Annotated in this window: 10 protein-coding genes; 5 read left to right on the top strand and 5 right to left on the bottom strand. The window is 73.4% G+C overall.

From position 1 onward, the window contains the following. The first annotated feature begins 10 nt into the window (after positions 1-10). A complete protein-coding gene (treZ, locus tag ANAE109_RS19505; RefSeq protein WP_012098612.1) occupies positions 11-1,783 on the top strand; it encodes a malto-oligosyltrehalose trehalohydrolase in 1,773 nt (590 codons plus the stop codon). A 19-nt stretch (positions 1,784-1,802) separates the two neighbouring features. Here the strand turns inward: treZ and ANAE109_RS19500 are convergent, their stop codons facing one another. After that, positions 1,803-3,386, bottom strand: a complete 1,584-nt coding sequence (locus ANAE109_RS19500) for a S1 RNA-binding domain-containing protein (RefSeq protein ID WP_012098611.1) — start codon at positions 3,384-3,386, stop codon at positions 1,803-1,805. Positions 3,387-3,435: 49 nt separating this feature from the next. On the opposite strand from ANAE109_RS19500, the gene ANAE109_RS19495 reads away from it, so the two are divergent. Beyond that, positions 3,436-3,786, top strand: a complete 351-nt coding sequence (locus tag ANAE109_RS19495; protein WP_041448529.1) for a DsrE family protein — start codon at positions 3,436-3,438, stop codon at positions 3,784-3,786. A gap of 119 nt (positions 3,787-3,905) precedes the next feature. Then, complete coding sequence (locus tag ANAE109_RS19490; RefSeq protein WP_012098608.1) at positions 3,906-5,105, top strand: M23 family metallopeptidase; 1,200 nt, start codon at positions 3,906-3,908, stop codon at positions 5,103-5,105. A gap of 195 nt (positions 5,106-5,300) precedes the next feature. Here the strand turns inward: ANAE109_RS19490 and ANAE109_RS19485 are convergent, their stop codons facing one another. Both ANAE109_RS19485 and ANAE109_RS19480 read right to left on the bottom strand, forming a co-directional pair. After that, positions 5,301-6,629, bottom strand: coding sequence for a citrate (Si)-synthase (locus ANAE109_RS19485; RefSeq protein ID WP_012098606.1), 1,329 nt, complete (start codon positions 6,627-6,629; stop codon positions 5,301-5,303). Between the two features lie 332 nt (positions 6,630-6,961). Then, positions 6,962-7,381 (bottom strand): hypothetical protein, encoded by a 420-nt coding sequence (locus ANAE109_RS19480; RefSeq protein WP_012098604.1) that lies wholly within the window; start codon positions 7,379-7,381, stop codon positions 6,962-6,964. A 138-nt stretch (positions 7,382-7,519) separates the two neighbouring features. On the opposite strand from ANAE109_RS19480, the gene ANAE109_RS19475 reads away from it, so the two are divergent. Together ANAE109_RS19475 and ANAE109_RS23715 are read left to right on the top strand one after the other, a co-directional pair. Continuing rightward, the gene (locus ANAE109_RS19475; RefSeq protein ID WP_012098603.1) at positions 7,520-7,870 is read left to right on the top strand and encodes a putative signal transducing protein; all 351 of its coding nucleotides are present in this window, start codon (positions 7,520-7,522) and stop codon (positions 7,868-7,870) included. Between the two features lie 98 nt (positions 7,871-7,968). Continuing rightward, a complete protein-coding gene (locus ANAE109_RS23715; RefSeq protein WP_012098602.1) occupies positions 7,969-10,146 on the top strand; it encodes an ATP-binding protein in 2,178 nt (725 codons plus the stop codon). Between the two features lie 39 nt (positions 10,147-10,185). On the opposite strand, the gene ANAE109_RS19465 is transcribed toward ANAE109_RS23715, so the two are convergent. Then, entirely contained in the window at positions 10,186-10,494 is a 309-nt protein-coding gene (locus tag ANAE109_RS19465; protein ID WP_041448528.1) for a hypothetical protein, read from the bottom strand. Positions 10,495-10,571: 77 nt separating this feature from the next. After that, complete coding sequence (locus ANAE109_RS19460; RefSeq protein WP_012098600.1) at positions 10,572-13,427, bottom strand: aconitate hydratase; 2,856 nt, start codon at positions 13,425-13,427, stop codon at positions 10,572-10,574. Positions 13,428-13,465 lie beyond the last annotated feature (38 nt).

Raw genomic sequence — 13,465 nt, 5'->3', positions numbered from 1 at the left:
GCTTCCCGACATGACGCGTCATTCCCACGGCCCCACGTTCCTGCGCGACGGCCGCGTGCGTTTCGAGGTCTGGGCCCCGCGGATGAGGAGCATCGCGGTCCGCATCTCGGGCCGGGAGCATCCGCTCGAGCCTCGCGAGGGGGGATGGTTCGCCGCCGAGGTCTCCGGCGCCGGCGACGGCGCGCGCTACGAGCTCGTGCTGGAGGACGGCCGGAACCGGCCGGACCCCGCGTCGCGGCGCCAGCCGGACGGCGTGCACGGGCCCTCGCAGCTGTTCGATCCGGCGCGGCACGCGTGGCGAGACGGGGCGTGGAAGGGCCTCCCGCGCGAGGCGCTCGTCTTCTACGAGCTGCACGCGGGGACGTTCACGCCGGAGGGGACGCTCGACGCGGGGGCGGCGCGCCTCCCGGACCTCGTGGACCTCGGCGTCACCTGCGTGGAGCTGATGCCCGTCCAGCCGTTCCCGGGCGCGCGCAACTGGGGCTACGACGGCGTCGAGCTCTATGCGGTGCACGAGGCGTACGGCGGCCCGGTCGCGCTCCAGCGCTTCGTCGACCGCGCGCACGGCCTCGGCCTCGCCGTGTGTCTCGACGTCGTCTACAACCACCTCGGCCCGGAGGGGAACTACCTCGGGGAGCTCGCCCCGTACTTCACGAACCGTCACCGATCGCCGTGGGGCGACGGGCTCGACTTCGACGGACGGGCGTCCGGGCCGGTCCGCGGCTTCATGATCGGCGCGGCGGTGCAGTGGATCCGCGACTTCCACGTGGACGCCCTGCGGCTCGACGCGACGCACGCGATCCCGGACGACTCCCCTTCGCACCTCGTCGCGGAGCTCGGCGAGGCCGTGCGCGCCGCGGGCCGCGCCGCCGGCCGCGAGGTCCACGTCGTCGCCGAGAACGACGAGAACGACCGGAAGGTGCTCGACCCGCCGCCGCGCGGGTGGGGCGCGTCCGCGGTCTGGGCCGACGATCTCCACCACGCGCTGCACGCGCTCGTCACCGGCGAGCGGCAGCGCTTCCTCGGCGACTTCGGCCGCCCGGAGGACGTGTCGCGCGCGCTCGCGGAGGGCTTCGTGTACCAGGGCCAGCGCTCCTCCTACCGCAAGCGGGGGCACGGCACCGACGTCCGGGGGCTGCCGCCCTCGCGGTTCGTCACGTGCCTGCAGAACCACGACCAGGTCGGCAACCGGCCGCGCGGGGAGCGGCTCTCCACCCTCGTCCCCTTCGACGCCCTCTATCCGCTCTCGACCCTCGTCGTGCTGGGCGCGGGGCTCCCGCTCCTGTTCATGGGCGAGGAGTACGGCGAGCAGCGGCCGTTCCTGTACTTCACGAGCCACGGAGACCCCGCGCTCGCGAAGGCGGTCTCCGAGGGGAGGAAGAACGAGTTCATCGCCGAGGGCGAGGAGGAGGTGCCGGATCCGCAGGAGGAGGAGACCTTCGTGCGCTCCAAGCTGACGCATCGGCGCGACGGCCGGCACGGCGCGCTCCGGGAGCACTACCGGCGGCTGCTCGCCGTCCGGAGGACGCACCGCGCCGAGATCACCGGGGAGTGGCCGCTCGTGGAGTGCGAGGGCACGGCCTTCTCCCTCGTGCGACCCGGGCTCGTGGTGCGCGCGAACCTCGGCGCGAGCCCGGCGGGCGGGCTGCCGGCGTGGGGCGTCGAGATCGAGGAGCGCGGCCCGGCGCGGACGGAAGGAGCGGGGCCCGATCCTCGCGCGCAGGCGGCCGCGAGCGGGGATCCCCCGCACCTGTTCCAGAAGGGCGAGGGGCTCGCGGAGTAGGCCGCGCGCCCGCTGGTCGCTACTTCTTCTCGAGCTTCTGCCGGAGCAGATCGCCGAGCGTGCCGAAGCCTTTCCCGGAGGGGCGGGGCGACTTCTTCATGTAGTCCGCCGCCTCGGCGCGCTCCGCGGCCTCCTCGGCGCCGGTCTTCGACAGGCGGATGCGGTGCTGCTCGTCGATGGCGAGCACGAGCGCGCGGAAGCCGTCGCCGACCTTGAACGACTTGCGCAGGTCGGAGCCGCGCGGCGTGCCGGTCTCGCTCGCCGGGACGAGGCCGCGGCCGCCGGCGAAGCGGACGAACACGCCGAAGCTCTCGACCTTGTCCACCGACACGTCGACCACGTCCCCCGCCTTCGGCGGCGGAGGCGGGGCAGGGCGGGCCGGCTTCTCGCCCGCCGGAGCCGCCACCGGCTCGGGCCTCGGCGCGAGGGTCTTCACGGAGAGGCCGATGCGCTCGCCCTTCTTCGGGTCCTCGTCGATGCGGAGCACCTGCACCTGCACCGCGTCGCCGGCCGTGAGCAGGTCCTGCGGCTTCGAGACGCGGTCCCAGGACAGCTCGGAGACGTGGACGAGCCCCTCCACTCCGCCGATGTCCACGAACGCGCCGTAGTCCTGCACGCTCGTCACGACGCCGTCGAAGACCGCGCCGGGAGCCAGCCGCTCGCGGGTGGCGCGCGCCCTCTCGGCGCGCTCCTCCTCGAGGAGCGCCCGGCGGGAGAGCACGCAGTCGCGCGCGTCGGCGCGCTGCACCTTGAACTGGAGCTTCTGGCCGACGAACGTCGAGGGGTCTCCCACGAACCGCACGTCGATCTGCGACATGGGACAGAAGGCGCGGACGCCGTGCACCTCGACCTCGAGGCCGCCCTTGTTCGCGGCCTTGACGAGCCCCTCCACCGGCAGCCCGGTCTGGGCCGCCTCGATCACCGCCTCGCGCGCGTGATCGCGCGTGGCGCGAGCGTGTCCCTTCGAGACGATGACGCCGCGGTCGTCCGCGTGGATCACCACCGCGTCCAGGATGTCCCCTTCGCGCGCGGTGACGTTCCCGTCGGCGTCCTTCAGCTCCGCGACCTCGATCATCGCCTCGGCGACGCCGGAGCCGAGCTCCAGGAACGCGACGTCGTGGCCGAGCTGGATGATCTTGCCGGCGACCTTCTCGCCCACCTGGAAGCGCCGGCGCGGCGCGCCGCTCTCGGACGTGGCGAGCATGTCCGCGAAGGACCCCTCGTCGGGCGCAGCCACCTCGGGCGCCGGCGGCGGCTCCGGAGCGCGCGGGGGCGGGCGCGGCCGCTCGCCCTCGGGGCCGCGGGCCTCGCGCGGCCGATCGCGGCGCTCGCCGCGATCGTTTCCTCGCGGCGGACGCTCGCCGCGCGGCGGCCCGCGCCGGGCGCCGGGGCCGCCGGGGCCGCCGGAGGGCGCCGCACGGCCGGCACCGGACCGCTCCTCCGCGACCCGCTGCCAGAGCGGGCGGGCGTCGCGGGGCTGCGGAGCGGGCTCGAGCCGCTCCTCCTGCGGCGCCTCGATCTTGGCGCCGGGAGGGGGCGGCTTCACGTGGCCCTTGCGGATCACCACCGGGCCCTGGGATTCGGGCTTCTTCTCCTCGGACATGGCGGGCGTCTTATAGCAGACGTCATCCGATCCGCGTATGAGTGGCCGGATGCTCCAGCGCCGCGTGGTCGTCTTCCTCTCGCACGCCGACCCCGGCGCCCTCCGGCTCGCCGGCTCCTGTGCCCTGGCTGCGGCGGCCATGGGGGACCGGGTCGACGTGTACCTCTTCGGCCCGGCCGTGCCGGCGCTCGTCGCCGCCCACGAGGCCGAGCCCGACGAGCCGGGCGCGCTCCTGCACCAGGCGCGCGGCGCGGGCACCTGCAGGCTCGTCGCCTGCAGCGCCAGCGTGGTGGAGGAGAAGGTCCCGCTCGCCGCGACCGAGCAGGCGCTCGACGCCGTGGTCGGCTGGCCGACCATCGTGGAGTGGAGCCGCGGCGTCGTCGACCGCTTCTTCTTCTGACCGTCTGCCCGGCGCCCTGACGGCGGGCGGGGGAGGGGCCCCTCCTGCGCCGAGCAGGACCCCGGAAGAGAGCGCCGCCGCCAGGCGTTGGTGTTTTGCTTACCCCTCCGGAGTCCTCCATGGTCAGCCTGTCGATCGATCCGCCGCCGTCATCGCGCCAGCCCCGTTCCTCGCGAGGCGGGCTGCTCGGCATCCTCTTCGCGACCGTCGTCCTCCTCGCCCTGGCCGGAGGGTTCTGGCTCGGCCGCGCCACCGCCCCAGGCGGCAGCCTCTCCTCCACTCCAGGCGCCGCGCCCGTGGCGACCGCGGCGGCCCGGTCAGCCGAAGCGGCCCAGGGCTCCGCGCCCGCCGCAGCGAACCCGCCGTCCACGGCCGCTGCGCCCGGCTCCCCCGTCGTGGCGCAGCCGGCGCCCGCCGCGCCCGCGCCCGTCGCCGCGGCGGCCGCGCCGACCGCGAAGCGCGTCAACGTGGTCCTCCGCGGTGCGCTGGAGGAGTCCATCGCGCGCGCGATGCCCCCCGAGGACCGGAAGCTGGCCGACGAGCTCACGCAGGTCGTGAACCGGCTGCTCGTGTGGGACCTTCAGGTCGCCCGCGACGGACGCAAGGGCGATCTGCTCGACATCGTCTACACGCCGGCGGCGCCCATCGCCCCGGGGATGGCGCCCAGCACGGAGCCGGTGGTCGAGGCCGTCCGTTACGTGTCGCAGAAGCTCGGCAAGGCGTTCTCGGTCTACCGGTTCCAGCCCGAGGGCGCGCGCTGGGCGCGCTATTACCGGGAGGACTCGACGGAGCTCGAGGAGCACATCGTCGACGCGCCGATCGGCGAGTACGAGCAGATCACCTCGCTCCTGCGCGACGGCCGCCGTCACAAGGGCGTCGACTACAAGGCGCCGGTGGGCTCGCCCGTCTTCGCCCCGTTCGACGGCGTGATCCAGCGGCGCAACTGGAACTTCCGCGCGAACGGCAACTGCCTCGACATCGTCGACCCCGCCAGCGGCCGCCACGCGATCTTCCTGCACCTGGACGTCGTGTCGAAGGAGATGGCGCCGGGCCGCCGCGTGAAGAAGGGCGAGCAGGTCGCCCTGTCCGGAAACAGCGGCCGCTCCTACGCGCCCCACCTGCACTACCAGCTGGAGGACGCGAGCGGGCGGGTGCTCGATCCCTTCGAGATCCACCGCACCGAGCGCCGGACGCTCGCGGCGTCGTCGCGCCCAGCCTTCGAGGCGCGACGCGGGGCGCTCGACGCGTCGCTGGGCGGGGCGGCGGCTCCCACGGCGGCTGCCGCCGTGCCGGCCGTCCACACCGCCCCGGCGCCCTGACGCCGCGAAGGCTTCAGGCTAGAGGCCGACGGGCCACGGGAGAGGCTCGCAAGCCGGGCCGATCCCGAAAGCCTTGAGCCTGAAGCCGGTCGCCCCTCTCTCGGAACCGCGTGCGTCGCCGTCACCGCCGCGGTGGAAACAGAAAGGGCCGCCTCTCGCGAGGCGGCCCTTTCTCATGTCACGCAGCGAGGGAGGCTAGATCTTGCGACCGCCCTCGGCCGCCCACTTCTCGAGCATCGCGGTGGTGACCGACTTCGGCCGCTCGATCGCGTAGCCGAGGCCGCGGTCCCACACGAGGTTCGCGAGCACGCCCAGGGCGCGGCCGACGCCGAAGAGGACCGTGTAGAAGTCCCACTCGCGGACGCCGTAGTACCACTGGATCACGCCCGAGTGCGCGTCGACGTTCGGCCACGGGTTCTTGGTCTTCCCGTGCTCCGTGAGGACGCCCGGCGCCACCTCGTAGATCATGTTCACGAGCTGGAACAGCGGGTCGTTCGGCAGGTGCTTCTTCGCGAACTCGTTCTGCGCCGTGTAGCGCGGGTCCGTCTTGCGGAGCACCGCGTGGCCGTAGCCGGGGATGACCTGGCCCGAGTTCAGGGTGTCCCAGAGGAACTGCTTCAGCTGCTCCTTCGAGGGCACCTGGTTGTTCAGCTTCTTCATCGTCTGCTGGATCCAGCCGAGCACCTCCTGGTTCGCCAGGCCGTGGAGCGGGCCGGCGAGGCCGTTGATGCCGGCCGAGTACGCGTAGTACGCGTCGGAGAGCGCGGACGCGACGAGGTGCGCCGTGTGCGCCGAGACGTTCCCCGACTCGTGGTCCGAGTGGAGGATGAAGTACATGCGGGCGACGTCGTCGTACGGCTTCACCTGCCCGATCATCTGGGCGAAGTTGCCGCCGAGGTCGAGCTTCGGATCCGACGGGATGTGCGTGTCACCCTTGTACTTCATCCGGTAGATGTAGGCCGCGAGCACCGGGAGGCGCGCGACGAGCGTCATCGCGTCCTCGTACATCGGGTCCCACATCTCCGTCTTCTTGAGGTTGCCCTCTCCGTAGCGCTTCGCGAACACGGACTCGCGCTGCATCGCGACGATGCCGGCGGAGAACATCGCCATCGGGTGCGAGTCGCGGGGCATCGCGCGCAGCACGTCGATGACGTACTGGGGAAGCGCCTCGCGCTTCTTCAGGTCGGCGAAGACCTCCTGCGCCTCGTCCTTCGTCGGGATCTCACCCGTGAGGAGGAAGTAGAAGAAGCTCTCGACCGTCGGCATCTCCGCGCCGGCGACCACGTGCGGCTTCAGCGCCTCGAAGGTCTCAGGGATCGTCTTGCCGCGGAAGCGGATGCCTTCCTGCGGGTCCAGGTACGAGATGTCCGTCACGAGGCAGCGCACGTCGCGAGCGCCACCGATGGCCTGGCCGATCGTGACCTTGTCGATGACGATCTCCGCCAGCTCCTTGTTCAGCTTCTGCGTGCGCGGGCGGAATGCCTCGATCTTCTCCTTCAGCTTCCGCTTGAGCGTCTCAGCCATGTTCGACCCCAGCCATTTGTAGAGGTTTGACCTGCAACTACGGAGCGCGTGAACCGAGGGCCGAATCCTACCCATCGATTTTCGGCGAGAGCAAACGGGATCGGGCGTAACTCGTGGAGCCGCCTGGTCTAGTTTCGCGTCGGGGGACGAGCGGGCGTGCGCGGGTACGACCGACCACCGTCCGGGCTTCGTCCGTCGCGGTGCGGCTGCCTGTCGCGCCGCCGGACAGGGGGTGCGCCAACCGAGCGCAGGGGCGAGCGTGTAGGCACGCCAGCCCCGGCACCGAGGTGTCCGGCGGCCGCGCGCGCGATCAGCACGCGCCCGCGGGCGGATCAGCGCCGGCCGGCCGCGAGCGCCGCCGCGACCTCGGCGGCGACGTTGCGCGAGCCGCGCGCTTCCTGAGCGTCGGCGACGTCGGGGATCGTCGCGAGCTCCGCCTCCACCGGCTCCGGGCGCGGCGTGGCGTCGCGAGGCTTCTCCGAGCCGGCCCCGGAGCGGCAGGTGCGGCACCACGGCTGGTTGCGGATCGCGCCGTCCGCCATCTTCCGGAGGCCGAACTGCCCGAGCGGCCGCATCTTGTGGCACTTCAGGCACATGAGGGTGATGAACACCTCGTTGCCATCGGCGTCGTAGACGGACGACCGTCGCCGCTTCGGCTTCGCCGCGGCGGGCGCGGCGCGCTTCGGCTTCGGGCCAGCCTTCTCCAGCTCGCCCTTCGCGATCGCGGGCGCCACCATGACCTTCACGGCCATCTCTTCAGGACCTCCTGCCACTATGCCGGCCGCCTGGGGACGGCCGGCCGCGGACCCTAGCGGCCCCCTCTGACAGCCGACGGCGCGCACTGGACCACTGCCGCGGTGGATGCGAGCATGGCGCACCGGGGGAGCGAAGTGCCCGAGCAGCACTCGCCGGAATATCGGACCGTCGCGGTGTTCGGAAGCCTCGCCGACGCGGAGCTCGTCCGCGGGATGCTCGAGGCCGATGGCATCGCCGCGGCGGTGCTGGACGGGATCGACGCCGCCCTCCTGCCGGGAGCGGGGCAAGCGGTTCGCGTCCTCGTACCGGCGAGCGATCTGTGCCGCGCGCGCGAGATCCTGGCGAGCCCGGGCGGCGAGCTCCCCACGAGCGAGGCGGACGAGGACCTCGTGCCGCCCGCCCCTGCGATCGAGCGTTCGCCGATGCTCGTGTGGATCGCGATGCTCCTCCTCGCCACCCTCGTGTTGACGGCGCTGGCGCTGTAGGCGCCGGCGGCGGCGCGGCCCCATAGGGAGCACGCGACCGCCCGATCGCATACATGGCGCCGATCTCTCTTCGACCCTAGCTTCCCGCAAGGGTTCGGATGGACGGATCGAGGGACATCCCGCTGCTCGATCGAGGAGCGGTGGCGCGGATGCACCAGGTGTCGCGGGTCGCGGCGGCGATCGCGGCCCTGATTGGTGTCGTCGCCCTCGCGAGCTACCCTCTCGGGACCCCGTTGCTCCGTTCGTTCGGCAGGGCCATCGAGATGCAGCCGAACGCCGCGAGCGGCGTCCTCGCCGCTGCGGTCGGCCTCCTGCTCGCCGGGCTCCCCATGCGGTGGGCCCGCATCGGCTCTCGCGTCATCGGCGCCGGGGTGGCGGCGCTCGGGGCCGCGACCCTGTTCCAGCACCTCACGGGCCTGGATCTCGGGATCGACCGGCTGCTCGTGCCGGCGCTCACCCCCAGCGCCGCCGTCACGAGCCCAGGAAGGCCGGGACCACCGGCGGCGCTGAACATGCTCATCGTGGGCGCGGTCCTCATCGGCCTCGACGCGCGCCGCCGCTTCGCGTGGCTCGCGCAGGTGCTCGCCGTCGCGGCGACGGCCCTCGGGCTCCTCGGCGTCGTGGGCCACGTCTACGGCGTCACGCTGCTCTACGGCCAGGCCACCGTCACGGGGATCGCCTTCCCGACGGCGCTGTCGCTGCTCGCGCTGGACGTGGGGCTGCTCTGCGCCCGGCCCGATCGCGGGTTCGTCGCGAACGTCGCCTCCACCGGCGCCGGGAGCGCGCTCGCGCGACGGCTGCTCGTGTACGTCCTGCTGCTGCCGGTGCTGCTCGGCGGCGCCAGCCTCGCGGTGGCCGACGCCGGCGAGGGCGGCGGGCTCGCCGTCTCGCTGCTCGTGGTGGTCCTCTCGCTGCTGTTCGTCGTGCTGGTGCTCCGGGACGCGGTGGCGATCGACCGGATGGAGGCGGGGAAGATCCGGGCGCAGCAGGAGCGCGCCGCCTCGCGCGAGGAGCTCGCCCACGCGCTGCGGCGCGAGCAGGACGCGCGGGCGCACGCCGAGTCGGCGAATCGCGCGAAGGACGAGTTCCTCGCGACGCTCTCGCACGAGCTGCGCACCCCCCTCAACGCCATCCTGGGCTGGTCCGGCCTCCTGCGCGACGCCGGGGGCGATCCGGAGCGGCTCGCGCGCGGCCTCGCCGTGATCGACCGTAACGGGCGCACGCTCGCGCAGCTCGTCTCGGACCTGCTCGACATGTCGCGCATCGCGGCCGGCAGGATCGAGGTGGAGCACGCGGACGTGGACCTCCTCGCGGTCGTCGACGACGCCATCGAGGCGGTGCGCGCCGCGGCGCGCGCGAAGGGCGTCGCGATCTCCCGCTCGGCGGGGCCGGAGCTGCCCCGCGTCGTGGGCGACGCGGGCCGCCTGCGGCAGGTGGCGTGGAACCTCGTCTCGAACGCGGTGAAGTTCACCCCCCCGGGCGGCAGCGTCGACGTCCGCCTCGGGCGGGAGGGGGGCGCCGCGGTGCTCGAGGTGAAGGACACCGGCGTCGGGATGTCGCGCGACTTCCTCCCGATAATGTTCGATCCCTTCGTCCAGGCGGAGGGCTCCTCCGTGCGGCGCCACGGGGGCCTCGGGCTCGGCCTGGCGATCACCAAGCAGCTCGTCGCGCTGCACGGAGGCACGATCCACGCGGAGAGCGACGGCCCCGGGCGCGGCTCCACCTTCCGCGTCCTGGTCCCGGAGACCGCCCGCACCCCCGCGCTCGCGCCCGTGGTCGCCGGGACGCGGCGGGAGCTCGGCGGCGCGCGCGTCCTGGTGGTCGACGACGAGGGGGACTCCCGGGACGTGCTGCTGCAGCTGCTCACCTCGTGGGGCGCCCAGGCGGTGGGGGCGGCGTCGGTGCGGGAGGCGCTCGAGGCCATCGCGCGGGAGCCGCCGGACCTCATCGTCTCCGACATCGCGATGCCCGGCGAGGACGGCTTCTCGTTCGTGCGCGAGCTGCGGCGGCTCGAGGCCGCCCGCGGCGAGCGGCCCGTGCCCGTGGCGGCGCTGACGGCGTTCGCACGGCCGGAGGATCGCCAGCGCGCGCTCTCGGCGGGGTTCGACGCCCACCTCGCCAAGCCGGTCGACCCGACCACCCTGCACGCCACGATCGCCGGCCTGCTGCGCGACGGTCGCGGCGGCGGTGGAGCCCGCCCGGCGTCGGGCCCGGTTCCGGCCGCCGCCCCCGGCGCGCCGCAGCAGGGCGGCGAGGACGCGCTCGCGGCGGGGTGATCCGGACGCGGCGGGGACGAGCCGCGCCGGTGACCGCGATCAGAGCCGCGCGCCCACGTACACCGCGACCTGCAGCACGCCCGTGAAGGCCAGGACCGCGGCGGCGGAGATGGGGCCCTTGGCCGTCGCGCGCAGCCACCCGACGAGGCCGGGGAGCGCGAGCGCCAGCCCGAGCAGGAGCCCCAGCGGAACGCCGTTGATGGCGACGCGCAGGTAGCCGAAGGCGACGGCGGTCTCGACCGCGGCGGCCACGAGGGCGATCACCGGAAGCACGCGCTGCTGCGACGAGGCGACGAGCAGCACGGAGGCGGCGAGCGCCGAGACGGCGAGGGCGACGTGGAGCGTCATGCCCCGCGCTTCTACGCCGTCCCGCGGCCGGGGTGCAAGAAGACGGCGCGGCGCGCACATGGGCGCACGTCTCGCCCTCAGGCGCGGGCGAGGATCTGCCGGAGCACGTACTGCATGATCCCGCCGTGCCGGTAGTACTCGGCCTCGATCGGCGTGTCGATCCGCACCCGCACGTCGACGGCGTCGGTCCGTCCATCCGTGCGCCTTACGACGAGCCTCGCCTGCTGCCGCGCCGCGAGCTTCCCCGCGACGCCGAGGAGCTCGAACGTCTCGCTGCCGTCGAGGCCGAGCGACTGCGCGGAGACCCCCTCGGGGAACTGGCAGGGGAGGATCCCCATCCCGACCAGGTTGGAGCGGTGGATCCGCTCGTACGAGCGGGCCACCACGAACCGGACGCCGAGGAGCGCCGTGCCCTTCGCGGCCCAGTCGCGCGAGCTGCCGGTGCCGTACTCCTGCCCGGCGACGATCGCCAGCGGGACGCCCTCGCGCGCGTACTCGAGCGCCGCCTCGTGGATGGGGAGGCGCCGCCCCGAGGGCTGGTGGATCGTGACCCCGCCCTCCACGCCGGGGACCATGAGGTTCTTGATGCGCACGTTCGCGAAGGTGCCCCGCACCATCACGTGGTGGTTGCCGCGCCGCGCGCCGTAGCTGTTGAAGTCGCGGACGCCGATCCCGAGGGACTGGAGGTACTGCCCGGCGGGCGAGGAGGGCTTGATCGAGCCGGCCGGGCTGATGTGGTCGGTCGTGACCGAGTCGCCGAAGATCGCGAGGGCGCGGGCCCCGGTCACGTCCTTCGGCTCCCCCGGCGCGGGCGGGAACGGGTCGAAGTAGGGCGGCTCCTGGATGTAGGTGGACTCCGCATCCCAGTCGTAGACCTTGCCGCCGCGGATCGGCAGCGCGTTCCACCGCGCGTTCTCGTTGAAGCCGCCGTAGTAGTTCGTGCGGTACGCCTCCGCGTCCGCCGCGGCGGCGCGGAGCGCGTCGATCTCGGCGGCGGAGGGCCAGACGTCGCGCAGGAAGACGGGCTTCCCGTCCCCGCCGACGCCGAGCGGCTCCTGCTCGAGGTCCACGTCCACGCGCCCCGCGATCGCGAAGGCGACCACGAGCGGCGGGCTCATGAGGAAGTTGGCCTTGAGGCTCTGGTGGACCCGCGCCTCGAAGTTGCGGTTCCCGGAGAGCACCGACGCGGCGACCACGTCGTGGTCCGCGAGGGTCTTCTCGATGCGCTCGTCGAGCGGGCCCGAGTTCCCGATGCAGGTGGTGCAGCCGTAGCCGACGGTCTGGAAGCCGAGCGCGTCGAGGTAGCGCTGCAGGCCGGTGACCTCGAGGTAGCGGGAGACGACGCGGGAGCCGGGGGCGAGCGAGGTCTTCACCGTGGGCTTCACCGACAGCCCGCGCTCGACCGCCTTCTTCGCGAGGAGCCCGGCGGCGAGCATGACGCCCGGGTTCGAGGTGTTCGTGCACGAGGTGATGGCGGCGATGAGCACGTCGCCGTGACCCACCTCGACCGCCCCCGCGGGCTGCGGCTGGCGGCGCGGCGGGTGCGACGGGATCGCGTCCGGCGTGGGCCGGTTGTTGATCATCTCGTACTCGGTGAGCTCGCTCGTGTTCTTCGCCGACCCGGCGCCGGGGACGGTGTCCGAGTCCTGCAGGCCGCCGCCGGGGGCGTGAGGCTGGGCCCCGTCGGGCAGGGCGTAGCGGCGCCCGAGCTCCCCGGCGGGCTTGCCGTAGCCCGTCGCGTCCTTGCGGACGAACAGCTCCTGGAACGTGCGCTTCAGCGCGCCCAGCTCGATCCGGTCCTGCGGCCGCTTCGGCCCTGCGACGGCCGCGCCGACGGTCGAGAGGTCGAGCTCGATCACCTCGCTGTAGTCCACCTCGCCCGGGCGCGGCACGCGGAGCAGCCCCTGCGCGGCGTAGTAGGCGCGGAAGGCCTGGACGACCTCCGCCGGCCGGCCCGTCTGCTCGAGGTAGCGGATCGACCGCTCGTCGGGCGGGAAGTAGCCCACGGTGGCGCCGTACTCGGGCGCCATGTTCGAGATCGTGGCGCGCTCGGGCACCGGGAGGCTCGCCGCCCCCTCGCCGAAGAACTCGACGAACTTGCCGACCACCTTCGCCTTGCGCAGCAGCTCGGTGACCCGCAGGACGAGGTCGGTGCCGGTGACGCCCTCGCGCAGCGCGCCGGCGAGGTGGACCCCCACGACGTCCGGGGTGAGGAAGTACGTCGGCTGGCCGAGCATCGCCGCCTCCGCCTCGATGCCGCCGACTCCCCAGGCCACGAGACCCAGGCCGTTCACCATCGGCGTATGCGAGTCGGTGCCGACGAGCGTGTCCGGGTAGTGGAGGCCGTCCTGCTCGAGCACGCCGCGCGCGAGGAACTCGAGGTTGACCTGATGGCAGATGCCGATGCCGGGCGGGACGATGCGCAGCTTCTCGAAGGCCTGCGTGCCCCACTTCAGGAACTCGTAGCGCGGCAGGTTGCGGTCGAACTCGAGCTCCATGTTGTAGCGGAGCGCGTCCCGCGAGCCGAACGCGTCGACCTGGACCGAGTGGTCGACCACGAGATCCACCGGCACGAGCGGCTCGACCGCGAGCGGGTCCTTGCCGAGCCGGGCCACCGCCGCGCGCATGGCCGCGAGGTCCACGAGGAGCGGCACGCCCGTGAAGTCCTGGAGGAGCACGCGCGCCACGACGAAGGGGATCTCCTGGGTGCGCTCGGCCCTGGGCTGCCACCCTGCGAGGGCGCGCACGTCCGCCTCGGTCACGCGGTGCCCGTCCACGTTCCGCGCGAGCGACTCGAGCACGATGCGGAGCGAGACGGGGAGCCTCGACACGGGCCCGTAGCCCAGCTCCTCGAGCTTCGGCAGCGACACGAGCCGGCCGGTCTTCCCGGGGGCGATCTCGAAGGGGGTCACGACGCCGAGCGGATCGTTCATGGAGTCCTCGCCTCTGCTCGCGCCGGCGCCGTCTGATC

It is taken from the genome of Anaeromyxobacter sp. Fw109-5 (assembly GCF_000017505.1).
Classification (GTDB): Bacteria; Myxococcota; Myxococcia; order Myxococcales; family Anaeromyxobacteraceae; genus Anaeromyxobacter.
This window is presented reverse-complemented; position numbering and strand designations above follow the sequence as displayed.